Annotated in this window: 19 protein-coding genes; 15 read left to right on the forward strand and 4 right to left on the reverse strand. The window is 62.7% G+C overall.

Annotation, left to right across the window (positions count from 1 at the left end):
- Window positions 1–25 precede the first annotated feature (25 nt).
- Window positions 26–1057 carry a LacI family DNA-binding transcriptional regulator gene (locus tag KIP88_RS07480; protein ID WP_214487198.1) on the reverse strand — a complete coding sequence of 344 codons (1032 nt, stop codon included), beginning with the start codon at window positions 1055–1057 and terminating at the stop codon, window positions 26–28.
- 192 nt (window positions 1058–1249) lie between these two features.
- Here KIP88_RS07480 and KIP88_RS07485 point away from each other — a divergent pair, with 192 nt between their 5' ends.
- The 14 genes from KIP88_RS07485 to KIP88_RS07550 all read left to right on the forward strand — a co-directional run bounded on the left by KIP88_RS07485 (window position 1250) and on the right by KIP88_RS07550 (window position 15126).
- Window positions 1250–2317, forward strand: a complete 1068-nt coding sequence (locus KIP88_RS07485) for an ABC transporter ATP-binding protein (protein ID WP_214487199.1) — start codon at window positions 1250–1252, stop codon at window positions 2315–2317.
- 40 nt (window positions 2318–2357) lie between these two features.
- Window positions 2358–3677: an ABC transporter substrate-binding protein gene (locus KIP88_RS07490; RefSeq protein WP_214487200.1), complete on the forward strand. Its 1320-nt coding sequence runs from the start codon at window positions 2358–2360 to the stop codon at window positions 3675–3677.
- Window positions 3678–3743: 66 nt separating this feature from the next.
- On the forward strand, window positions 3744–4703 hold the full coding sequence (locus KIP88_RS07495; RefSeq protein ID WP_214487201.1) for a carbohydrate ABC transporter permease: 960 nt from the start codon (window positions 3744–3746) through the stop codon (window positions 4701–4703).
- Window positions 4696–5631: a carbohydrate ABC transporter permease gene (locus tag KIP88_RS07500; protein ID WP_214487202.1), complete on the forward strand. Its 936-nt coding sequence runs from the start codon at window positions 4696–4698 to the stop codon at window positions 5629–5631. The genes KIP88_RS07495 and KIP88_RS07500 overlap by 8 nt, the downstream gene beginning before the upstream one ends.
- Window positions 5632–5680: 49 nt before the next feature.
- Window positions 5681–6667 (forward strand): D-erythronate dehydrogenase, encoded by a 987-nt coding sequence (gene denD, locus KIP88_RS07505; RefSeq protein WP_214487203.1) that lies wholly within the window; start codon window positions 5681–5683, stop codon window positions 6665–6667.
- Window positions 6668–6700: 33 nt separating this feature from the next.
- On the forward strand, window positions 6701–7645 hold the full coding sequence (locus tag KIP88_RS07510; protein WP_214487204.1) for a sugar kinase: 945 nt from the start codon (window positions 6701–6703) through the stop codon (window positions 7643–7645).
- The gene (gene eda / locus KIP88_RS07515; protein ID WP_214487205.1) at window positions 7642–8292 is read left to right on the forward strand and encodes a bifunctional 4-hydroxy-2-oxoglutarate aldolase/2-dehydro-3-deoxy-phosphogluconate aldolase; all 651 of its coding nucleotides are present in this window, start codon (window positions 7642–7644) and stop codon (window positions 8290–8292) included. Before KIP88_RS07510 ends, eda begins: the two co-directional genes overlap by 4 nt.
- A 55-nt stretch (window positions 8293–8347) precedes the next feature.
- The gene (locus KIP88_RS07520) at window positions 8348–9517 is read left to right on the forward strand and encodes an acetyl-CoA acetyltransferase (RefSeq protein ID WP_214487206.1); all 1170 of its coding nucleotides are present in this window, start codon (window positions 8348–8350) and stop codon (window positions 9515–9517) included.
- 161 nt (window positions 9518–9678) lie between these two features.
- A complete protein-coding gene (locus KIP88_RS07525) occupies window positions 9679–9894 on the forward strand; it encodes a hypothetical protein (RefSeq protein WP_214487320.1) in 216 nt (71 codons plus the stop codon).
- A 252-nt stretch (window positions 9895–10146) separates the two neighbouring features.
- Complete coding sequence (locus tag KIP88_RS07530; RefSeq protein WP_214487207.1) at window positions 10147–11349, forward strand: CaiB/BaiF CoA-transferase family protein; 1203 nt, start codon at window positions 10147–10149, stop codon at window positions 11347–11349.
- Between the two features lie 11 nt (window positions 11350–11360).
- The gene (locus KIP88_RS07535; RefSeq protein WP_214487208.1) at window positions 11361–12527 is read left to right on the forward strand and encodes an acyl-CoA dehydrogenase family protein; all 1167 of its coding nucleotides are present in this window, start codon (window positions 11361–11363) and stop codon (window positions 12525–12527) included.
- A 52-nt stretch (window positions 12528–12579) separates the two neighbouring features.
- Window positions 12580–13716, forward strand: coding sequence for a thiolase family protein (locus tag KIP88_RS07540; RefSeq protein WP_214487209.1), 1137 nt, complete (start codon window positions 12580–12582; stop codon window positions 13714–13716).
- On the forward strand, window positions 13713–14072 hold the full coding sequence (locus KIP88_RS07545; protein ID WP_214487210.1) for a Zn-ribbon domain-containing OB-fold protein: 360 nt from the start codon (window positions 13713–13715) through the stop codon (window positions 14070–14072). The genes KIP88_RS07540 and KIP88_RS07545 overlap by 4 nt, the downstream gene beginning before the upstream one ends.
- 526 nt (window positions 14073–14598) lie before the next feature.
- The gene (locus KIP88_RS07550) at window positions 14599–15126 is read left to right on the forward strand and encodes a carboxymuconolactone decarboxylase family protein (RefSeq protein ID WP_214487211.1); all 528 of its coding nucleotides are present in this window, start codon (window positions 14599–14601) and stop codon (window positions 15124–15126) included.
- Window positions 15127–15154: 28 nt separating this feature from the next.
- On the opposite strand, the gene KIP88_RS07555 is transcribed toward KIP88_RS07550, so the two are convergent.
- Window positions 15155–16411, reverse strand: coding sequence for an Hsp70 family protein (locus KIP88_RS07555; protein WP_214487212.1), 1257 nt, complete (start codon window positions 16409–16411; stop codon window positions 15155–15157).
- 226 nt (window positions 16412–16637) lie between these two features.
- On the opposite strand from KIP88_RS07555, the gene KIP88_RS07560 reads away from it, so the two are divergent.
- On the forward strand, window positions 16638–18971 hold the full coding sequence (locus tag KIP88_RS07560) for a Tex family protein (RefSeq protein ID WP_214487213.1): 2334 nt from the start codon (window positions 16638–16640) through the stop codon (window positions 18969–18971).
- A 180-nt stretch (window positions 18972–19151) separates the two neighbouring features.
- Here KIP88_RS07560 and glsA read toward each other — a convergent pair whose 3' ends face one another.
- On the reverse strand, window positions 19152–21011 hold the full coding sequence (gene glsA, locus KIP88_RS07565) for a glutaminase A (protein ID WP_214487214.1): 1860 nt from the start codon (window positions 21009–21011) through the stop codon (window positions 19152–19154).
- 22 nt (window positions 21012–21033) lie between these two features.
- Entirely contained in the window at window positions 21034–23160 is a 2127-nt protein-coding gene (locus tag KIP88_RS07570; RefSeq protein ID WP_249790618.1) for a TRAP transporter permease, read from the reverse strand.
- Window positions 23161–23277: the final 117 nt, after the last annotated feature.

A 23277-nucleotide genomic window follows, 5' to 3' on the forward strand; every position in this document is an offset into this window, starting at 1 on the left:
ACGCGATCCATGATGCAGACGGCGATCAAGTGCTTTGCGGCGTCGAGCTCTCGCGGACCATCAACTGGAAACCAAGATTGAGAACCGGCTCCCGCGGGCGACGGCCCTCGATCGCGTCGATCAACATCGTCACGGCGTGCCGGCCCATTTCGTAGCGATTGGTGCGCACACTGGTGAGTGAGGGGACCGCAGAAGCCATGAATTCCAGGTCGTTGAAGCCGACGATGGCCAGGTCACCGGGAACCGACATCTGGCGGCGCTGGCATTCGAACAGCACACCGAGAGCAAGGTCGTCGTTGACGCAGAAGACCGCGTCGATGTCGGGAGCTTGGGCGAGAAGATCGGCGAACAGTGTCCCGCCCAGCGTGACGGTGGTTGGTACGGATGTGGTGACAATGAGGTTCGGATCGAACAGCGAGGCCGCTTTCATGGCATCACGATACCCTTCGAACCGCCGCTGGACGCGGGGATCCATTCGTGCACCGAGAAATCCGATACGCCGGCACCCCTGCTCGAGAATGTGAGAAATGGCCGCAAAACCTGCGTCATAGTGCGAGAAACCGACCATCATGTCGACCGGACTTTCGCCGATCTCCATGATCTGCGTGACCGGACAATTCATGGATTCCAGAATCGCGCGCGATTCCGTAGTCTGGTTGATGCCGGTCACGATCAATCCCGCCGGCTTCTGTGCCCGGAACAGACGCAGCAGTTTCTCTTCCTGCAAGATACTGTAGCGCGTATTGGCGAGCTGGATGCTGTAGCGGCTGCCTTCCGAAGAATCGTAGACGCCACGCAACACATCGGCGAATACGTTGTTGGTGAGGGAAGGAATCACGACGCCGATGACTTCGGTGCGGTGCGAGGCCAGCGCGCGCGCGGCGAGATTGGGGACGTAACCCAGTTCCTTCACGGCGCTATCGACGCGTTCCCGCTTGCTCAACGACAGCGCTTCGGGGTTCCTGAAAAAACGCGATGCCGTGATTGGGCTGACGCCAGCGAGCTTGGCGACTTCGGTGAGGCGGATTTTGCCAGACTTTGTCTGTTTTCGTCCCATCTTGCGCTCATATCACAACAGATTAGACGTTTGAACAATTATTGACAGCGCTACCATCGGATTGCTAAAAACCAAAACTGCGGATGATGATGACGGTTGAATTCGGCTTCCGGCATTTAAGTCGAAAAAGACAGCAGGGCGCCGCCGCCCACCCGTGGCGCCAAAAAACAGACAATGAGGGGAGAGAGTTCGATGTCGTCGGTCCAGATTCGCGACGTGCGGAAGTCATTCGGCAATTTTGAAGTTTTGCACGGCGTGTCGATTCCGATCGAGGATGGCGAGTTCGTCGTGCTGGTCGGCCCCTCCGGCTGTGGCAAGTCGACCTTGTTGCGGATGCTTGCCGGGCTCGAAAACATCACCTCGGGAACCATTTCGATCGGCGATCGCGTCGTCAACAATGTCCAGCCGAAAGAGCGCGACATTGCGATGGTGTTCCAGAACTACGCGCTCTATCCGCACATGACCGTTGCTGACAACATGGGCTTCTCGCTCAAGCTGCGCGGCGCGAGTGCCGATGAAATCTCGAACGGCGTCAAGCGCGCCGCGGAAATCCTGGCCTTGACGCCGCTGCTCGAGCGCTATCCCCGGCAATTGTCGGGCGGCCAGCGCCAGCGCGTCGCGATGGGCCGCGCCATCGTGCGCGATCCGCAGGTGTTTTTGTTCGACGAGCCGCTTTCCAACCTCGACGCCAAGCTGCGCGTCGCGATGCGCACCGAAATCAAGGAACTGCATCAGCGGCTTAAGACCACGACCGTCTACGTCACCCACGACCAGATCGAGGCCATGACCATGGCCGACAAGATCGTCGTAATGCACGATGGCATCGTCGAGCAGATGGGTACTCCGCTCGAGCTCTACGACACCCCGGCCAACCAGTTCGTGGCTGGCTTCATCGGTTCGCCGGCAATGAACTTCCTCAAGGGCCAGGTGAAGTCGAACGGCAGCGCGGGCTTTGAGGGGCCGAATGGCGTCAAGCTGCCGCTGGCGTCGGCACCGGCCAATTCGGAAGGGCGGCCTGCGGTTTATGGCGTCCGTCCCGAACATTTCACCATCGCCGATGACGGCGCCGAAGCCGAGATCGTCGTGGTCGAGCCGACCGGCTCGGAAACGCAAGTGTTCGCCAAGCTTGGCGGCGAGCAGGTCGTCGCCGTATTCCGCGAACGTCATCAATTCAACCCGGGCGACAAGGTCCGGCTGAAGCCAGACCCGGCACTCGTGCATCTGTTCGACGAGCAGACCGGGAAACGACTGAACGCCTAAAAAAATAAGTCAAAATTATAAATCAACGGGAGGATGGACCATGCAAGACTTTACCCGCCGCTCTCTGCTTCAGGGTGGCACTGCGCTGGCGGCGGCTGGCGCGCTGACCGGACCGGCACTGCTCGATTTCGCCAAGGCCTGGGCGCAGGCCTCGCCCTGGAAGGCGGAGTCCGGCGCCAAACTGACAGTGATGCGCTGGAAGCGGTTCGTGCCAGCGGAAGACGACGCGTTCAACGCCATGGTCGCCGCGTTCAAGACCGCGACCGGCACCGAAATGAACGTGTTCTCCGAATCCTTCGAGGACGTGCAGCCGAAGGCATCCGTTGCCGCCAACACCGGTTCGGGCCTCGACCTCGCGTGGGGCCTGCACACGCTGCCGCAATTGTTCCCGGCACAGGTGCTGCAGATGAACGACGTTGCCGACTATCTGGGCAAGAAATACGGTGGCTGGACCGAAGCGGCTGCGGTGACCTGCAAGCAGGGCGACAACTGGCTCGGCATCCCGGTCGCGACGGTCGGCGGCTACATGACCTACCGCAAGTCGTCGGTTGAAAAGGCCGGTTTCAAGGATTTCCCGAAGGACTTCCCGGGCTTCCTCGAAATGTGCAAGGCGCTGAAGAAGAACAACACGCCGGCCGGCTTCCCGCTGGGCCACGCCTCAGGCGACGCCAATGCCTGGTTGCACTGGATCCTCTGGGGTCACGGCGCCTACACCGTCGACAAGGACAACAAGGTCATCATCAACTCGGCCGAGACCGTGAAGGCGCTCGAGTACTGCAAGGCCCTGTCCGACACCTTTATTCCCGGCGTCGCGTCATGGAACGATTCGTCGAACAACAAGGCCTATCTGTCGGGCGAACTGCATTGCACCGCCAACGGCATCTCGATCTATGTCGCGGCCAAGGACGATCCGACCAAGAAGGAACTCACCGAAGACACGTATCATGCGCTGTGGCCGGTCGGTCCCATCGGGAAGCCGACCGAACTGCAGCTCTGCGTGCCAATCCTGGCGTTCAAGTTCACCAAATATCCGAACGCCGCGAAGGCCTTCATCGCCTTTATGCTGGAGAAGGAAAACTACGAGAAGTGGTTGTCGGGTGCACGGGGATACCTGACCCACACCCTCAACGCCTACGACGCCGCACCAGTGTGGACCGCGGATCCGAAGAACCAGGTGTTCAGCCAGGCGAGCAAGCGCGCACTTCCCGCGTCCGGCATCGGCACGCCGGGCGAGAAGGCGGCAACCGCGATCGCCGACTTCCTGGTGGTCGACATGTTCGCCAACTACTGCACCGGCGCCAAGGATGCCAAGACCGCGATCGCGGAAACCGAGCGTCAGTTGAAGCGCATCTATCGCTAACGAGAGCCGGAGCGGATGGCGGGTGACCGCCGTCCGCTCCATCCATTTTCAATCGGGACATCGCCCATGGCTGACATCGCAATCGCGCCACGACGCGCCAAGACGGAGATTCGCGAGGCCACCGCATGGGACCAACTCAAGCACAACCGTAACTGGGTGGGCTTCTGGTTCATGGTGCCGGCGCTGGCTTTCCTGATTTTCTTCCTGGCCTATCCGCTTGGCCTCGGTATCTGGCTTTCGTTCACCGACACCCGCATCGGTCGGGTCGGGGCATTTGTCGGGACCGAAAACTACGAGTGGCTGTGGGACGACGCGATCTTCTGGCTCTCGGTGTTCAACACGCTTTTGTACACGTTCGTCGCGAGCGCGATCAAATTCGGCATCGGGCTCTATCTCGCGCTGTTGCTGAACGAGAACATGCCGTTCAAGGCGATGCTGCGCGCGCTGGTGCTGATCCCCTTCATCGTGCCCACGGTGCTGTCGGCGCTGGCGTTCTGGTGGATATTCGATTCCCAGTTCTCGATCATCTCGTGGTCCTTGAAGCAGATGGGCCTGATCACCGAGAACATCAATTTTCTCGGCGATACCACGTGGGCCCGTATCTGCGTGATCTTCGCCAATATCTGGCGCGGCGTTCCCTTTGTCGCGATCACGCTGCTGGCGGGCCTGCAGACGGTGTCGCCATCGCTTTACGAGGCGGCGATCCTCGATGGCGCGACCAGCTGGCAACGATTCCGGTTCATCACCTATCCGCTGCTGACCCCGATCATCGCTGTCGTGATGACCTTCTCGGTGTTGTTCACCTTCACCGACTTCCAGTTGATCTGGGCGATGACGCGAGGTGGTCCGGTTAACGCCACCCATCTGATGGCGACCTTGTCGTACCAGCGTGCGATTATCGCTGGGCAATTGGGCGAGGGCGCGGCGATCGCAAGCGCGATGATTCCGTTCCTGCTCGCTGCGATCATGGTGTCCTGGTTCGGGCTGCAACGCCGCAAGTGGCAGCAGGGTGAAAACAATGACTGATCTTCCCACCTCGCGGATCGATCTCAAGGCCGTACTGCATAGCTCGGCGCCGACAGTTGCGAAGGACGACCACAGCGAGGGCATGAGCTATTTGCAGTCGGTGCCGCGCCGGCTGGTGACGCTCTATCTGCCGCTGTCGATCATCGTCGTCGTCCTGCTGTTCCCGTTCTACTGGATGGGACTGACGGCGATCAAACCGGACGAGCAGCTGCTCGACCTCGACAGGTTCAACCCGTTCTGGACCTGGAATCCGACCTTCAAGCACTTTTACAAGCTCCTGTTCGAAAGCCACTATCCGATGTGGCTCTGGAACACGATGTATGTGGCGGTCTGCGCCACCATCCTGTCGATCATCGCGAGTGTGCTCGCCGCCTATGCCATTGTTCGCCTCCGCTACAAGGGCGCCAATATGGTCGGCGGCCTGATCTTTCTGGCCTATCTGGTGCCGCCGTCGATCCTGTTCATTCCGCTTGCCACCGTCGTATTCCAGTACGGCCTGTTCGACTCGCCGATGGCGTTGATCCTGACCTATCCGACCATCCTGATCCCGTTCTCGACCTGGCTGCTGATGGGATACTTCAAGACCATCCCCTACGAACTGGAGGAATGCGCGCTGATCGACGGCGCCAGCCGCTGGCAGATCCTGATCAAGATCGTGCTGCCGCTGGCGATCCCGGGCCTGATTTCGGCGTTCATCTTCTGCTTCACGCTGTGCTGGAACGAGTTCATCTACGCGCTGACGTTCCTGCAATCGACATCCAACAAGACGGTGCCGGTCGCGATCGTCAACGAATTCGTCGATGGCGATATCTATCGCTGGGGTTCGCTGATGGCGGGTGCGCTCGCCGGCTCGCTGCCGCTGGTCATCCTTTACGCCTTCTTCGTCGAGCATTATGTGTCGGCCATGACGGGAGCTGTGAAAGAGTGAGCGCCTAGGGCCCGCATCTAACAACAGCGTTCAAAAAAGGAGACGGGTCTTGCACATTCTTATTCTCGGTGCCGCTGGTATGGTGGGCCGCAAGCTGACCGAGCGGCTGCTGCGCGACGGCCGCCTCGGCAAGCAAGAGATCACCCGCATGACGCTGCAGGACGTGGTGGCTCCCACCAAGCCTGCCAATGTGTCGATCCCGATCAACGTCGTGGCTTCTGATTTTGCCGATGCCGGCGCGGCGGCGCCGCTGATTGCCGATCGGCCGGACGTGATCTTTCATCTCGCTGCGATCGTCTCCGGCGAGGCCGAGGCCGAGTTCGACAAGGGCTACCGGATCAATCTCGACGGCACGCGCTATCTGATTGACGCCATCCGCCACGCCGGCGGCGGCTACAAGCCGCGGCTGGTGTTTACCTCCTCGATCGCGGTATTCGGCGCGCCGTTCCCGGAAAAGATCGGTGACGAATTCTTCCATACGCCGCTGACGAGCTACGGCACGCAGAAGTCGATCTGCGAACTGCTGATCAACGATTATACGCGCAAGGGCCTGCTCGACGGCATCTCGATCCGCCTGCCGACGATCTGCGTGCGGCCGGGCAAGCCGAACAAGGCCGCTTCCGGCTTCTTCTCCAACATCATCCGCGAGCCGCTCGCCGGCGAAGAAGTGGTGCTGCCGGTCTCCGAGGACGTGCGGCACTGGCACGCCTCGCCGAAATCGGCGGTGGGCTTTCTGATCCACGCCGGCACCATGGACCTCAACGCGATGGGGGCGCGGCGCAACTTAAGCATGCCCGGCATGTCGGTGACCGTCGGCGAACAGATCGCAGCGCTCGATCGCGTCGCCGGCAAGAACGTCACCGCGCGCATCAAGCGCGTGCCCGATCCGACCATCATCGGCATCGTCTCTGGCTGGCCGCGCGATTTCGTCGCCGACCGCGCGCTCAAGCTCGGCTTCACTACCGCCGAGAAGACGTTTGACGACATCATCCGGATCCACATCGAGGATGAGCTCGGCGGCAAGTTCGCCGCCTAACGTGACGTCACGCTTCTTCATGCGGATGCGGTCATGAGCAAGGTAGCCTGCATCGGCGAATGCATGGTCGAGCTGAAGCAGGCCGATGGTGGCCTGTTTTCGCGTGGCTATGGCGGCGATACGCTGAACACCGCGGTTTATCTCGCCCGCCTTGGCGTCGGCGCCGACTATGTCACCGCGCTTGGCGACGACAGCCTCAGCGATGAAATGATCTCCGGCTGGGCGGCGGAGGGGATCGGGACCAAGCTGGTGGCGCGGTTGCCGGGCAAGCTGCCGGGCCTCTACATGATCCAGACCGACGACAAAGGCGAGCGCCGGTTTTTTCACTGGCGCGACAGCGCCGCCGCGCGCAGCCTGATGGATCTGCCGCAGACCCCGGAGATCCTGAACTCGCTGGCCGGCTATGACGTGATCTATCTCTCGGCGATCACGCTGTCGCTTTATGGCGGCGAGGGCCGGGCGCGGCTGTTTGCGGCGCTCAAAGGCGCGCGTGAAGCCGGGGCGCGGTTTGCCTTCGATACCAATTTCCGGGCGCGCGGCTGGCCCGATCTCGACGTCGCACGCGCCGTTTTTCAGGAGGCCTTTGCCGCAGCCGATATCGTGCTGGCTTCCACTGAGGACTTGCTGCCGCTCTATCCCGGCGTAACCAACGAAGCGTTGCTGGCGCGGATTCCTGGGGCCGAGGTAGTGTTGAAGCTTTCGGAGCCGGCGAGCATCGTGCGCCTGGAAGGCGTTCCTTATCCGATCAAGGCGAAGCCGGTGGAGGAGCCCGTCGTTGATACGACGGCGGCCGGCGATAGTTTCGCGGCCGCCTACGTGGCCGCGCGCCTTGTGAGCGCGGATCCGCTGGAAGCTGCGCGGGCGGGGCATCGTCTGGCTGGCGTTGTGGTATGTCATCCCGGGGCGATTATCCCGCGCGCGGCGATGCCGTCCGGACTCGTCCCGAACCACGCTAATTCTCGCAAGGCATCGCCATGACCGCAGCCACAAGGCAGGAACAACTCGCCGCCATCTTCAAATCGGCCACCGTCATCCCCGTGCTCACCATCGAGCGGGTGGAGGATGCGGTGCCGCTGGCCCGCGCACTGGTGGCCGGCGGCGTGCGCGTGCTGGAGGTTACCTTGCGGACGCCGGTCGCCGTCGAGGCCGCCAAGGCGATGATCGCGGAGGTGCCGGAAGCCATTGTCGGCATTGGCACGATCCTGAACGGCGACGATCTGGCGAAAGCAAGGGCGCTCGGGGCCAAATTCGGCATCAGCCCCGGCGCAACGCCCGAGCTGTTGAAGGCCGCCGCCGCGAGCGACCTGCCTTTTGCGCCGGGGATCGCGACGGCTTCCGAGCTGATGCAGGCGCTGGCGGCCGGCTTCGATCTCGTGAAATTCTTCCCGGCCGAGCAGTCCGGCGGTATCAAGGCACTGCGGGCGCTGGCGGGGCCTTTTCCGAATATTCTGATATGCCCGACCGGTGGCATAGGCGAGGCCAATGCGGCGTCCTGGCTGGCCGAGCCGAATGTGGTGGCGGTGGGTGGTTCCTGGCTCTGCCCGGCGGCCGATATCCGGTCCGGTAACTGGGCCGGCATAACCGCCATGTGCGCGCGGGCGATGAAATCGCTGAAACCGGCGTGAAGTCTTTTTCCCGATAGGTTACAACGCCCTCAGAACCGGAACAGGGAGAACGACCATGACAGCCAGCATCGTCGGATGGGCGCACACGCCGTTCGGCAAGTTCGACGCGGAAACCGTCGAGAGCCTCGTGGTCAAGGTGGCGACCGATGCGCTGGCCGACGCCGGCATATCAGCCGAAGACGTCGACGAGATTGTGCTCGGGCATTTCAACGCCGGCTTCTCGCCGCAGGATTTCACGGCCTCCCTGGTGCTGCAGGCCGACCCGAAGTTGCGCTTCAAGCCGACCACGCGCGTCGAAAATGCCTGCGCCACCGGTTCGGCGGCGGTGCATCAGGGCATCCGGGCAATTGCTGCGGGCGCGGCCAAGATCGTGCTGGTGGTCGGCGTCGAGCAGATGACGCGGACGCCCTCGGCCGATATCGGACGCTACCTCCTGAAGGCGTCCTATCTGCCCGAGGACGGCGAGACGGTCGGCGGCTTTGCCGGCGTGTTCGGCAAGATTGCGCAAAGCTATTTCCAGAAATATGGCGACCAGTCGGACGCGCTGGCGATGATCGCGGCCAAGAACCACAAGAACGGCGTCGCTAATCCCTATGCGCAGATGCGCAAGGACTTTGGCTACGAGTTCTGCCGCGCCGAGAGCGAGAAGAACCCGTTTGTCGCAGGCCCCCTGAAGCGCACCGACTGTTCGCTGGTGTCGGACGGTGCGGCGGCGCTGGTGCTGACGGATATGGAAACCGCGAAGACCATGGGCAAGGCGGTGAACTTCCGCGCCACCGCCCACGCGCAGGATTTCCTGCCGATGTCCAAGCGCGACATCCTGCAGTTCGAAGGCTGCACCGTCGCCTGGCAGCGCGCGCTGGCGCAGGCCGGCGTGCAGCTCACCGATCTGTCCTTTGTCGAGACCCATGACTGCTTCACGGTTGCCGAACTGATCGAATATGAAGCGATGGGCCTGACGCCACGCGGGCAGGGCGCCCGCGCCATCAAGGAAGGCTGGACCCAGAAGGACGGCAAGCTGCCGGTCAATCCGTCCGGCGGGTTGAAGGCCAAGGGGCACCCGATCGGCGCCACCGGCGTCTCCATGCACGTGATGAGCGCGATGCAGCTCGTCGGCCAGGCGCCCGAGGGCATGCAGCTCAAGAACCCCAAGCTCGCCGGCATCTTCAACATGGGCGGGGCGGCGGTGGCGAACTACGTCTCTGTGCTGGAGCCTGCGAAGTAGCCGCAAAACGTGCTACCATAGGGTAGGGCAAAGGCGCCCTTGAGCCGTGCCCACCATGAGTGCCGCGCGATGAGGTGGTGGGCATCGGGAGCCTGTCATCGGGCGCGCATTGGCGCGACCCGGTGGCTTTGCCCACCCTTCAATTTTCCGGAGCGTGCATCATGAGCAACGAGAGTTCGTTGTCATCGGCAGAACTGAACAGCCGGATCAGGATTCTGGAAGACAATATCCGGCAGTTGATCGAACAGGCTGCCGCCGCCTCCGGCGAACGGAATGAAGCGCGCATCGCCGACCGCCTCAGCCAGCAGAATGAAGAGCTGGAGCGCCTGACCCGGGAACGCGACGCCAGAGCCACGAAAGATCCGTCGAAGAAATAGCTGCCAACACCGCTCTATCGTCGTCCCTGCGAAAGCAGGGACCCATACGCCGGGTAGGTGGTGATTGCGGGAAATTTTGGTCGCCTTGGGAGCGTGCCTCAATCCACGCCCTGTGGCTATGGGTCCCTGCTTTCGCAGGGACGACACCGACTATTGGTCTCCAACGCATGCGGCCATACGCACCGCGCGCTTGATCTTCCCAATCCGCTGCCGTTACTTGGCCGGAACGACAATCCGGGAGCAGGCTGATCCATGGGACCATTGGAAGGCATCAAGGTCATCGACATGACGACCGTGCTGATGGGGCCCTATGCCACCCAGATGCTCGGCGATTACGGCGCCGATGTCATCAAGGTGGAATCGCTCGATGGCGATGTGACGCGGCAGATCGGGCCGACCCGTCATCCCGGCATGGGGCCGGTGTTCCTCAACACCAACCGCAGCAAGCGCTCGATCTGCCTCGATCTGAAGAAGCCGGCCGGGCGTGAGGCCGTGCTGCGGCTGATCAAATCCGCCGACGTGCTGGTATACAACGTGCGCCCGCAGGCGATGGCGCGGCTGAATCTCGGTTACGACGTGGTGTCGAAAATCAACCCGCGTTTGATCTATGCCGGCGTGTTCGGCTTCGGCCAGGACGGGCCCTATGCGGCAAAGCCCGCCTATGACGATCTGATCCAGGGCGCGACGGCCTTGCCGGCGCTGATGGCGCAGACCGCCGACGGCGTGCCGCGCTATGTCCCCAACGCGCTCGTTGATCGCATCGTCGGCCTCACGGCGGTGGGCGCCATCTGCGCCAGCCTGGTCGATCGCAACCGTACCGGCCGCGGCCAGCGCGTCGATATCCCGATGTTCGAAACCATGGCCGGTTTCGTGATGGGCGATCACATGGGCGGTCTCACCTACGAGCCGCCGCTCGACAAAGGCGGCTATGCCCGTCATCTGTCGCCGGACCGCCGGCCGTACAAGACCTCGGACGGCTATATCTGCGTGATCGTTTATAACGACAAGCAGTGGCAGAATTTCTTCGATGCAACCGGGCGCGACGACCTTCGCGTCCACTCGAAATTTGCGACCTTCGCCGGCCGCGCCGTCAATATCGACGTGGTTTATGCCGAACTGGCGCGCATCCTCGAAACCAAGACCACCGCCGAGTGGACCGCTATCCTGGAGAAGGCGGACGTGCCGGTCATGCCGATGCACGACCTCGAAAGCCTGCTCGGCGATCCCCACATCGTCGCCACCGATTTCTTCCCCGTAGTCGAGCATCCGACCGAGGGCCGCATCCGCAACATGAGGCCATCGGCGCGATTTTCGGAAACGCCGGTTGAGACCAAGCGGCTGGCGCCGCGCCTGAGCGAGCACGGCGAGGAGATCCTGAAGGAAGCCGGTTTTTCGCCGGATGAGATTGCAGCGCTGGTGCGCGATGGCGTCACCAAGGCCGCGTCAAACACGTAAGGACGGGATAGATGGATTTCGCACTCTCAGCCAACCAGGAATCGATCCGTGACGCGGTCGGAAAAATCTGTTCGCGTTTCGACGATGCCTATTGGCTGAAGAAGGACAAGGAGGGTGGCTACCCCGCCGACTTCCACCGCGCGCTGGCGGATGCCGGTTGGCTCGGCATCTGCATTCCCGAGGAATATGGCGGGTCGGGGCTCGGCATCACCGACGCCGCGATCATGATGCGGACGATTTCGGAATCGGGCGCCGGCATGTCCGGTGCCTCCGCCGTGCACATGAACGTGTTCGGGCTCAATCCCGTGGTCGTGTTCGGCACCAAGGAGCAATGCACGCGCATGTTGCCGCCGATCATCGACGGTCGCGACAAGTCATGTTTCGCGGTCACCGAACCCAATACCGGCCTTAACACCACCCAGTTGAAAACCCGCGCGGTGCGTAAGGGCGACAAATATGTCGTCAACGGCCAGAAGGTCTGGATTTCCACCGCCCAGGTCGCCAACAAGATTCTGCTACTGGCACGCACCACGCCGCTGGAGGAAGTGAAGAACCCGACCCACGGTCTGAGCCTGTTCTACACGGATTTCGACAAGCAGCGCGTCACCGTGCACGAGATCGAGAAGATGGGGCGCAAGCCCGTCGATTCCAACGAATTGTTCTTCGAGAATTTTGAGATCCCGGTCGAGGATCGCTTAGGCGAGGAAGGCCGCGGCTTCGAATACATCCTGCACGGCATGAATCCCGAGCGCATCCTGATCGCGGCCGAAGCAGTGGGTCTCGGCCAGATCGCACTGTCGCGCGCCTCGGCCTACGCCAAGAACCGCATCGTCTTCAACCGCCCGATCGGCATGAATCAAGGCATCCAGCATCCGCTGGCGAAGAACTGGATGGAGCTGGAAGCCGCGTGGCTGATGGTGCTCTCGGCCGGCTGGCAATACGATCAGGGCATGCAATGCGGCCCGGCCGCCAATGCCGCGAAATATCTTGCGGCCGAAGCCGGCTTCCACGCCTGCGAGCAGGCGGTAATGACTCATGGCGGCTTCGGTTACGCCAAGGAATATCACGTCGAGCGCTATTTGCGGGAATCCCTGATCCCGCGTATCGCGCCGATCAGCCCGCAGCTTATTCTCAGCTTTATCGCCGAGAAGGTGCTCGGTCTGCCGAAGTCGTATTGAGGATGAGAAGGCGTCTCGGTAATTTGCGCCGTCATTCCGGGGAGAGACGACTATGAGTTTCATCACCGGCGTCGGGCTGACGTCCTATGGCAAGCACGAAGGATCTTCCTCGCTCGATCTCATGAGCAAGGCGGCCGAGCTTGCCATTGCGGATGCCGGGCTGAAGCGATCCGAAATCGACGGCATTCTCTGCGGCTACAGTACGGTCTCGCCACACATCATGCTGGCGACCGTGTTCGCTGAACATTTTGGCATTCAGCCATCCTACGCGCACGCCGTCCAGGTTGGCGGCGCCACCGGGCTTGCGATGGCCATGCTGGCGCATCATCTGGTCGATGCCGGTGTAGCGAAGCACGTGCTGGTGGTCGGCGGCGAAAACCGTCTCACCGGGCAGAGCCGCGACGCCTCGATCCAGGCGCTCGCGCAGGTCGGTCACCCCGATTACGAGGTGACGCTGGGACCGACGATCCCCGCCTATTACGGCCTTGTCGCGTCGCGCTACATGCATGAATATGGCGTCACTCAGGAAGACCTCGCCGAATTCGCGGTGCTGATGCGCGCCCACGCCTTGACCCATCCTGGCGCGCAGTTTCACGAACCGATCACCGTCGCCGACGTGATGGCCTCAAAACCGGTGGCGATGCCGCTCAAGCTGCTGGATTGCTGCCCGGTGTCCGACGGTGGCGCGGCGTTCGTGGTCAGCCGCGAGCCGACTTCCGCGACCGGCATTCGCGTGCGCGGCGCTGCGCAGGCGCATACCCATCAGCACGTCACGGCCGCGCCGGCTTTGAGCGAACTCGGCGCCGAGATCGCGATCGCCAAGGCAAAGGCTGCATCGGGTGTCGCGATATCGGATGTGCGTTACGCCGCTGTCTACGACAGCTTCACCATTACGCTCGCGATGCTGCTGGAAGACCTCGGCCTTGCCGGGCGCGGCGAGGCGGCGGCGCGGGTGCGGGCAGGGCATTTCGGCCGCGAGGGCGCCATGCCGCTCAACACCCATGGCGGCCTCCTGAGCTACGGCCATTGCGGCGTCGGCGGCGCGATGGCGCATCTGGTGGAGACGCATTTGCAGATGACGGAGCGCGCCGGACCCCGCCAGGTTCGCGACGCCTCGGTCGCGCTGCTGCACGGCGACGGTGGCGTGCTGTCGTCGCATGTCAGCATGTTTCTGGAGCGGGTGCGATGACCGACAAACTCGCCGACTGGACCAAGGGCGCCGAGGCCATCGTCTATCAGTTCTGCGATGCATGTGGAGCTGTGCAGTATTTCCACCGCAGCTTCTGCGCCGCCTGTGGTGCGCCTGATCCGGCACAGAAGCGGGCCAGTGGAACCGCGACGGTCTACGCGACGTCGCTGGTGTGCCGCGCCGCGACGCCGGAGACGCGTGCGCACGTTCCCTACAATATCGTGCTGGTCGATGCAGCGGAGGGCTTTCGCATGATGGCCCATGGCGACAACGATCTTGCGATCGGTGACAAGGTCACCGCAAGCTCTCGGCCGTTTGCGGGAAGACTGGTCCCATATTTTGAGAGGATAAAGTGAGCTTTGGCATCAAATGCTCACGCAGCGAAGCAACCCAGATTACGCGGAACGGTGAAAAATCTGAGTGCTTCGACGCGTCAACATTCAGTGCCAGTAGAACACAACGCTGGCGATGACGAGCATCGCTGTTACCGCCAGCATCTGCGCAAGTGCTTCCGAGGCCGCCTTCCTGGTGGCTTCCTTCATGCCTAACTCCCTAGACTTGGGCATGAGTCATCCTTGCCCGTGAAGGCCTGATGAGCTCAGTTTGGTTTTACTCGGAACACCCCGCGACGAGTATTCGCTCTTTTGAGTCCCCACTCAGCGAATATCGACAGTCCTGAGAATCGACCAGCATTGAGGCGGCAATTTGGCTCGCTCGCAGCCGGTTTGTGCACGAGAGAGGACGTTTTTTGGCGCGAGTCTAACGACTTGGGTGCAGGCCCGAACCTGAGGTAGCGACGTTTCGACAGTTGATCAGCTTTCTGCTGCGGTGCATGATCTCGCTGTCAACAAATCAGAAAATCCCCAAACCCCAAGGTGATGCATGGCCCGCGTCGAATACAGCGATCCCGCCAAACACAACGATCGTACCCGCGAATTGCTGGGCAAAAACCGCAATGCGAACATCTTCCGGATGATGGCGCATTCGCCGAGCTATCTCGAACAATACTGCCGACTCGGCGGTGCCATCAGGCACAAGGGCGAGCTCGACCCGATCGTGCGCGAGCTCGCCATCACCCGCACCGGCATTCTGTGCGAGGCGCCCTACGAAATCGTCGCCCACAAGCGGATCGGCAAGAACGTTGGCGTCACCGACGAGCAGAACGAGGCATTGGAGCACTGGCAGGTGGCGACATGCTTCAACGAAGTGCAGCGCGCCGCGCTCGCCTTCACCGACGAAATCGTCAAGCTCCACAAGCCGACTGACTCGACCTTCAACGCCATCGCCGCCAAATTGACCCCGGCCGCATTGGTCGAACTGCAGCTTTCGGTCGGCTTCTACATCATGACGTCCAAGTTCCTGGAGACGTTTGCCATCGACCTGCAGCCGGTAACGGAAGTCGTGGGCTGAGAAGCCGTGGGCTGATCTGCGGCCGTTCTCAGCTCGAAGGCCCGTATCGTCGCAGCGCCTCCAGCGTCAATCCCTTGCCGACCGCGCCGAAGATGTCGCCTTCGACGACCCGGGCCGAGGGCAGGGCCTTGGTGATCGCCTTGTGGACGTGAGCGAGTTTCACCGAGCCGCCGGTCAGGAACACGGCGTCGATATCACCGGCAGCTAATCCCGCCTGAATAAGGCAGTTGTTGATTCGCGCCGCGATGCGATCGGCGAGCTGCTTTGTATGGCTGACAAGATCGGGGCGGCTGATATCAGCGCCAAGACCGGGGGTAACCCACTCCAGCGGGATGCCAGCCTGGCGCTTCTCGGACAGGGCGATCTTGGCGTCTTCGACTTCCATCGCCAGCGTATGGCCGCGCTGTTCGTGCACCACGCGGATCAGCCGGTCGAGGAGTTCCGGCTCGCTGGCCTCCTGCCGCACCTGGCGGATATCGGCCATCACGCGCGGCTCATACATGCGGTTGATGCTCGACCAGGTCGCGAGGTCGTGGAAGTAGCTCGACGGCACGTCAAGCCCGGGACGCTTCATGGCGCTGCGGAAGCCGAACAGCGGCATGACCACGCCGAGGCTGAGCTGGCGGTCGAAATCGGTGCCTCCGATGCGCACGCCGTCATTGGCGAGAATATCGGCCGCGCGATCGGCCTTGCCGTGGCGCTCGGGCCCCAGACGCACGATCGAAAAGTCGGACGTGCCGCCGCCGATATCGGCGATCAATGCGACTTCCTCGGATGTGATCTGTCGCTCATAGTCCAGAGCCGCGGCGATCGGTTCGAACTGAAACGTGACCTCGTCGAAACCGATTCCCTGCGCAATTATCCGCAGCGTTTCCTCCGCCTTGCGATCGGCATCCGGCGCATTGTCGACGAAGTGAACCGGCCGGCCGTGGACAACATTACGCAGTTCATGGCCGGTGGCCTGTTCCGCGCGGCGTTTGACCGCACCGAGGTAATAGGCGATCACGTCGCGAAAGCTGACCCGTGCGCGTCCGAGCCGGGTGGTTTCGTCGATCAGCGAGGTTCCGAGCACCGACTTGAGACTGCGCATCAGCCGGCCGGGCGCGCCCTCAATATAGGCTTCCACGGCCCTGCGGCCGATCAAAACGCCCCCGTCCACCTCATAGAACATCGCGCTGGGTATAGTGGTCTGGGCCGCCTCCAGCGCCACCAGAACCGGCGCCCGGCCTTCGATGGTGCCAAGCGTCGTGTTCGACGTTCCGAAATCAAGGCCACAGATGGACATGGATGCTCCTGGAGGGAGCGTCCGTTTACACACTGCGAGGCCATCGATCCACCCTTATCTCGTCGTCTGATCGGGCCGGTCTGTGGTACGAATTATGTTGCCGGATAGGGCCATCCACAGATCAATTTGTTTCGTGCGGCGGGTTGGCAAATCAATCCGAGATGGTCCATAAGCTCCGTCCTCGCGGCCGGTCCTCCCGCCGCAATCGGCTTTGGAAAGAGGTCGCGTGGCAAATATCAATCGACAGATCGCGGAAGAACTCGGCGTTCGCGAACAGCAGATCTCGGCGACAGTCGAATTGCTCGATGGCGGCGCCACCGTGCCGTTCGTGGCGCGCTATCGCAAGGAAATCACCGGTGGGCTTGATGACGCGCAATTGCGCACGCTGGAAGAGCGGCTGACTTACTTGCGCGAACTCGAGGATCGCCGGGTCGCTATCCTCAACTCGGTCCGCGAGCAGGGCAAGCTCGACGCCACGCTGGAAGCCGCCATTATGGCGGCCGACAGCAAGGGGCGTCTGGAAGACATCTATCTGCCGTTCAAGCCGAAGCGCCGCACCAAGGCCGAGATCGCCAAGGAGGCCGGGCTCGAACCATTGTCGGAACTGTTGCTGACGCAGCCGCAGAACGATCCGCAGGCCGTGGCCGCGACCTTCGTCGACGCCGAGAAGCAGGTGGCGGACGTCGCCGCGGCGCTTGAAGGCGCGCGTGCAATCCTGGTGGAGCGCTTTGCCGAGGATGCCGATCTGATCGGGCGCTTGCGCGAAGAAATGTGGTCGAACGGGGTGATGACATCCACCGTCCGCAAGGGCAAGAAGACCGAAGGCGAGAAGTTCAAGGACTATTTCGACTACAACGGAGCCCTCCACAAGCTACCGTCGCACCGCATTCTCGCGCTGTTTCGAGGCGAGAAGGAAGAAATCCTCGAGCTGCAGATGATGCCCGAGGCGAATGTTCCGGTGGCCGGCGTCCCCAGCACCTATGAACTGAAAATCATGCAGCGCTTTGCGATTACCGATCAGGGCCGCCCGGGCGACCGCTGGCTGATCGAGACCGCGCGCTGGGCGTGGCGCACCAAGATCCAGGTGCACCTCAATATCGACCTGCGGATGCGGCTGTGGACGGCGGCAGAGACCGAGGGCGTGCGGGTGTTCGCCTCGAATTTGCGCGACCTGCTGCTGGCGGCGCCGGCCGGCGCGCGCGTGACCATGGGGCTCGACCCCGGCTATCGCTCCGGCGTCAAGGTCGCAATCGTCGATGCGACGGGGAAGGTAGTGGCGACCACCGCGGTCTATCCGCACGAACCGCAACGGCAATGGGATGCGGCGCTGGCGACGCTGGGCAAGCTCGCGGTCGCGCACCGCGTCGATCTGATTGCGATCGGCAACGGCACCGCCTCGCGCGAGACCGATAAGCTCGCGACCGAGCTGGTCAAGCTGCTGCCGGACCTGAATATGTCGAAGATCGTGGTGTCGGAGGCCGGCGCGTCGGTCTATTCCGCCTCGGCCTTTGCATCCGAGGAATTGCCGGAGCTCGACGTCACCTTGCGCGGCGCGGTGTCGATCGCGCGACGCCTGCAGGATCCGCTGGCCGAACTCGTCAAGATCGATCCGAAGGCGATCGGCGTCGGGCAGTATCAGCATGACCTCGGTGAAACCAAACTGGCGCGCTCGCTCGATGCCGTCGTCGAAGACTGCGTCAACGCCGTAGGCGTCGATGCCAACACGGCTTCCGCGCCGCTGCTGGCGCGGGTGTCGGGCATCGGCGCAGGGCTCGCGCAAAGCATCGTGCAACATCGCGACGCCAACGGGCCGTTCAAATCGCGCAAGGCGCTGAAGGAAGTGCCGCGGCTGGGACCGAAAGCGTTCGAGCAATGTGCAGGCTTCCTGCGCATCAACGGCGGTGAAGACCCGCTCGATTCGTCCGGTGTGCATCCGGAAGCCTATCCTGTGGTGCGGCGGATACTCACCGCAGCCAAGAGCGACATCAAGGCGCTGATCGGCAATGCCGAGATCGTGCGCCAGTTGAAGCCGCAGGCCTTCGTCGACGACACGTTTGGCCTGCCCACGGTCACCGACATCCTGCGTGAGCTGGAAAAGCCCGGCCGCGACCCGCGTCCGGCATTCAAGGCTGCGGTGTTCAAGGAGGGCGTCGAAGAGATCAAGGACCTCAAGCGCGGCATGATCCTGGAAGGCACCGTGACGAACGTCGCGGCCTTCGGCGCCTTCGTCGATATCGGCGTGCACCAGGACGGTCTGGTACACATCTCGGCGATGTCGAAAACCTTCATCAAGGACCCGCGCGAGGTGGTGAAGCCGGGCGACATCGTCAAGGTCAAGGTGCTGGAGGTCGAGGTTGCCCGCAAGCGCATCGCGCTGACGCTGCGGCTTGACGATGAAGTCGGCGAGAAAGGCCCCAAGCTGTCGGACAGCAAGATGCGCGAATATTCCAAGGCGTCGATGACGTCATCCGCACCGCGCAAGGCGCAGGAGCAGGGCGGCGCACTGGCCGATGCCCTGCGGCGTGCCGCTGAGAAGAACGGGCGGGGCAAGGCGGGATAGGAGAGCGCCTTGCCGCTGGACCTCATCCTTCGAGACGCCGCTGCGCGGCTTTTCGTAGGGTGGGCAAAGGAGCAACGCGACGTGCCCACCATCCCTCACCGAGCGCGGTGTGAAATGGTGGGCACGCTGCGCTCTGCCCACCCTACGAATCGAACTGCACCGCGTCCGGGACACGAGAGACTAACCCGACGTCAACACGTTCAGCTTGGCGTTGGCGAGGATCAGGCGATCGGCCAGCAATTGCGCGAGGTTGCGCATGATCCGCTCGCCGGCGCGCGGATGCTGCTTTCGGAAACGTTCGAAATCGCGCAGCGGGATTTCGTAAGCCGTCGCGGCCATATCGGCGAACACGTCTGCCGAGCGGCGCGGCTCCAATAGCGCCATCTCGCCGAACGGCATTCCCGCCGTCAGCGTCGCCAGGCGGATGCCGTCGGGCAGGGTGACATGCACCACGCCGCTCCTGAGAAAGAACACCGAGGTCGCGGGATCGCCGGCGGCGATGATCTTTTCGCTCGCCTGATAGGTCCGGATCGACGCGAGCGAGGCGAGATCGGTCAGTTCCTCGTCCGTCAGCCCCGCCAGAAGCGACTGTTCGGAAATTTCCGTCGCCTCGAAGAAGTCGATCTCACCGCCGTAACGATAGACCACCTGATCTTCCGCCCATTCGATGGCGGCGTCGAGCAAATAGTAGTTGCGGATGTTGGTGAGGCCTTCCGTCCATTCCCCGATCATCTTCCATTCCGGAGACGACCGCCTGATGCCGGACAGGACCACGGTGACGTTATAGCCTGCGAGTTCGCGGAACTCCTCGGCGAGCAGGCGGGTACCGGCGCGGGTCATGGCCGTGACGCGGCGCAGATCGAAGATGACGAGCTGCGGCCGCGGCCTCGCCGCAAGCTGGCGCGAGACGTAGTCGACATTGGAGAACGACAGCGTCCCGACCAGCTCGATGACGCGGACATCCTGGTGGTGCGCGGCCAGGATGTTCTGCTCCTGCGCGCGCCGCACGCGCCGCGACGGGCTGTTGCCGATGTCGTAGTCGGCGATGATGCTGTTGCGCGCATCGTCGCTGCGGTTGAGCATATGCAGATCGTAATGCGATGACAGCGCCTCGCAGACCTTGATGCCGCGCACGCTGTTACCGTGCTTGTCGAGTTTCGGCGAATAGCTGCCGAGCCCGAGCCGAGCCGGTAGCGCCGCAAGGATGCCGCCGCCGACGCCGCTCTTGGCGGGGATGCCGATCCGGTAGATCCATTCCCCGGCATAATCGTACATGCCGGAGCTCGTCATGACGGAGAGCGTCCGCGAGATGGCGTAAGCGCTCAGCACCTGCTCGCCGGTCACCGGATTGATGCCGCGATTGGCGAGGGTGGCCGCCATCACAGCGATATCGCGCGCCGTCACCAGGATGGCGCATTGCCGGAAATACACCTCCAGCACGGCAGCCACGTTGTCGCGGATTACGGCATTGGTGCGCAGCAAATAGCCGATCGCGCGGTTGCGGTCTCCGGTGGTGCTTTCGGAGGCATAGACGGCGTCGTCGACGTCGAGATCGCGCCCGGCAAACCGCCCGAGCGCCTGACGGATATAGTCGAACGCGGCGTCGCCCTGGGCCTCATAGATCAGGCCGGAGCAGGCGATCGCGCCGGCATTGACCATCGGGTTGAAGGGATGGTTTTCGGCGTTGAGGCGTATCGAGTTGAAGGGATCGCCTGACGGCTCGACGCCGATGACGCTTTCGACCCGCGCCGCACCCAGCGTATCCAGCGCCAGCGCGAACACGAACGGCTTCGACATCGACTGGATGGTGAAGGGAATCTGCGTGTCGCCGACCTCGTAGACGTGGCCGTCGAGGGTGGCGAGGCTGATGCCGAAATGGGCAGGATCGGCCTTGCCGAGTTCGGGGATGTAATCGGCGACCGCGCCGCTGGTCTCGCCAGCGAACTCGGCGTGGCACGCGTTCAGGAACCGCAGCAAGGGCGGTTTCGAGCTGGTCCAGGCAGCGGGGCCGGCGTTAAGCGGAGGAGGCGATTGTTTCATCGCCTCCTCTTGTGCAACGCAATCAGGGTGCGCGCAACTGGTTCGGCACCAGGGTCTGGCGGCGTATCAGCACAAGCGCGATAAGGACGGTCGGGATCAGGATCGCCAATCCGAGCGAGGTGATCTGCCATTGCGAGAGCGGCATGATGCCGCCGCCGGGCGTGGCGATCACGAAGCCGCCGATCACCAGCAGCACCCTTAGCGGCCATTCCATGAAGCCGGCGCCTCTGAGGTCGCCGACATAGGCCTGATAGCCCTGGACGCCGCCGCAGATGAATATGATGCCGAAACAGGCCAGCCCGGTAAGCCCGAGCGCTTCGAGATACGGATTATCCCCCTGCAGCAGCAGGGCGGGATTCAATACGAAGAAGAATGGGATGAAATAGATGATGCTGCCGACCCACATGCTCTCCCATCCGGTCTTCATGGCGGGCGCGCCTGCGATGCCTGCTGCCGCGAAGGAGGCGATGGCGACCGGCGGTGTGATCGCCGACAGCATTCCCCAATAGAAGATGAACATGTGCACGGCCATCTTGTTGAGGCCGAGTTTTTCCAGCGCCGGTGCGACCAGGATGGCGAGGAAGATGTAGCAGGACGTGGTGGTCAGCCCCAATCCCAGGACCATGCTGGTGATGGCGCACATGATGAGCAGCAGGAAGGCGTTGCCGCCGGCGATGCTGAGAAGATCGTTGGCGAGGCTGGAAATCACGCCGGTCAGCGAGAACGCGCCGATCAGGAGGCCGCAGCCGGCGAGAATGGCGATCAGTTCGACGAAGGTCTTGCCGTTCAGTTCGAGGAACTGCAGCCAGCGCGCGCCGCCCCAGTTCTTGCCCGGAAAGAATTCGTTGAGCGCAGCAAGCAGGCACATGCCCCACAGAAACGCGTTGAGCACGCCGAACCAGAGCATCAGGCCGGTGGCGACGATCGAAAGCACCAGAACCGCGGTGTTGCCGCGTTTCCACGGCGCCGGTCCAGACCATTGGTGCAGGATTACCAGCAGCGCCGAGGCATAAAACGGCGCGTGGCTCTCGCGCTTGAAGTAGAGCAGCATGACCACGAGGACCACGATCACGAACAGGTAGTACCAGCCCTCCTTGAAGGCATCCATGAAGCGCGGAAGCTCCTCGCGCGGCAGCCCCTGCAGCTTGTGGCGGGCGGCGTAGCTGTCGACCTGGGCGAACAGACCGACATAATACAGAATCGACGGGATGGTCGCGGCCAGCGCGACATCGGCGTAGCCGGTGTTCATGAACTGCGCCATCACGAAGGCGGTGGCGCCCAGCACCGGCGGTGCCAACACGGCGCCGGTGGATGCGCAGGCTTCGATCGCGGCGGAATAGGACGGCGTGAAGCCGGTCTTCTTCATCGCGGGGATGGTCATGGTGCCCGCGGTCAGCACGTTGGAGACGATGCTGCCGCCGACGGTGCCGAGCAATCCGCTGGCGAAGACGCAAACCTTCGCGGCGCCGCCGCGGAATGTCCCGCACATCGCGAAAGCAATGTTGATGAAGAATTTTCCGGCGCCCGTCATCATCAGCGCGGTGCCGAACACCAGAAAGCCGATCACAGTGTCGGCGAAGGCCTGAACCGGAATGCCGAGCAGGCTCTCGCCCGACAGCATGTGATAGGCGGTGGTCTGCTCGAGGGTCGATTGCGTGCCGCGGAACGGCCCGAGCCATTTGGAGTCGGCGAACATCGGATAGAGCGTGAACGGGAGCACGCTCAGCAACAGGCTCCAGCCGCCGGTGCGCCGCAGCGCTTCCATCAGTACGGCCCACATGACGAGGCCGGCCGCGATCACGTTCTTCGGGGCACCCTCGAATTCCCAACCCAACTGCGCCGCTTTGCGGACGTTCATCATCAGCCAGATCGCCGAGCCGAGCGTCAGCAGGAACAAGGCAATGTCGTACCAGGGAATGCGATCGATGCTCGCCCTGCCGGATCCGGGAAAGATCAGGAAGGTGAACGGCAGCATCAATGCGATCAGCAGATAGAAATATTCGGTATTGAGCTGGGTAAAGCCGAGAAAGAACTGCAGCGAGAACTGCTGGTTGACGCACAACAGGATCGTCGCCGCGGCCGCGACGATCAACGTCCAGCGCCAGCCGCCTTGCAGGGTGCGGACGCGCGACACCTCCGCTTCCTGCATGTCGGCGGCGGCTGCGAGATGCGGATCGGCGATCTCGATCTTGACGGGCTCTCTCGGATCACCGCCGAGCAACGGCGGTGCATCTGACGGCTGCGAGCTATCGGACGGCGTACGCGA

Source organism: Bradyrhizobium sp. SRL28, from assembly GCF_018596315.1.
GTDB lineage: Bacteria > Pseudomonadota > Alphaproteobacteria > Rhizobiales > Xanthobacteraceae > Bradyrhizobium.

Bases quoted from the DNA above. Each gene is read 5' to 3' on its own strand.
- KIP88_RS07480 (WP_214487198.1), bottom strand. From the start codon at position 1,057: ATGGGACGAAAACAGACAAAGTCTGGCAAAATCCGCCTCACCGAAGTC.
- KIP88_RS07485 (WP_214487199.1), top strand. From the start codon at position 1,250: ATGTCGTCGGTCCAGATTCGCGACGTGCGGAAGTCATTCGGCAATTTT.
- KIP88_RS07490 (WP_214487200.1), top strand. From the start codon at position 2,358: ATGCAAGACTTTACCCGCCGCTCTCTGCTTCAGGGTGGCACTGCGCTG.
- KIP88_RS07495 (WP_214487201.1), top strand. From the start codon at position 3,744: ATGGCTGACATCGCAATCGCGCCACGACGCGCCAAGACGGAGATTCGC.
- KIP88_RS07500 (WP_214487202.1), top strand. From the start codon at position 4,696: ATGACTGATCTTCCCACCTCGCGGATCGATCTCAAGGCCGTACTGCAT.
- KIP88_RS07510 (WP_214487204.1), top strand. From the start codon at position 6,701: ATGAGCAAGGTAGCCTGCATCGGCGAATGCATGGTCGAGCTGAAGCAG.
- eda (WP_214487205.1), top strand. From the start codon at position 7,642: ATGACCGCAGCCACAAGGCAGGAACAACTCGCCGCCATCTTCAAATCG.
- KIP88_RS07520 (WP_214487206.1), top strand. From the start codon at position 8,348: ATGACAGCCAGCATCGTCGGATGGGCGCACACGCCGTTCGGCAAGTTC.
- KIP88_RS07525 (WP_214487320.1), top strand. From the start codon at position 9,679: ATGAGCAACGAGAGTTCGTTGTCATCGGCAGAACTGAACAGCCGGATC.
- KIP88_RS07530 (WP_214487207.1), top strand. From the start codon at position 10,147: ATGGGACCATTGGAAGGCATCAAGGTCATCGACATGACGACCGTGCTG.
- KIP88_RS07535 (WP_214487208.1), top strand. From the start codon at position 11,361: ATGGATTTCGCACTCTCAGCCAACCAGGAATCGATCCGTGACGCGGTC.
- KIP88_RS07540 (WP_214487209.1), top strand. From the start codon at position 12,580: ATGAGTTTCATCACCGGCGTCGGGCTGACGTCCTATGGCAAGCACGAA.
- KIP88_RS07545 (WP_214487210.1), top strand. From the start codon at position 13,713: ATGACCGACAAACTCGCCGACTGGACCAAGGGCGCCGAGGCCATCGTC.
- KIP88_RS07550 (WP_214487211.1), top strand. From the start codon at position 14,599: ATGGCCCGCGTCGAATACAGCGATCCCGCCAAACACAACGATCGTACC.
- KIP88_RS07555 (WP_214487212.1), bottom strand. From the start codon at position 16,411: ATGTCCATCTGTGGCCTTGATTTCGGAACGTCGAACACGACGCTTGGC.
- glsA (WP_214487214.1), bottom strand. From the start codon at position 21,011: ATGAAACAATCGCCTCCTCCGCTTAACGCCGGCCCCGCTGCCTGGACC.
- KIP88_RS07570 (WP_249790618.1), bottom strand. From the start codon at position 23,160: ATGCAGGAAGCGGAGGTGTCGCGCGTCCGCACCCTGCAAGGCGGCTGG.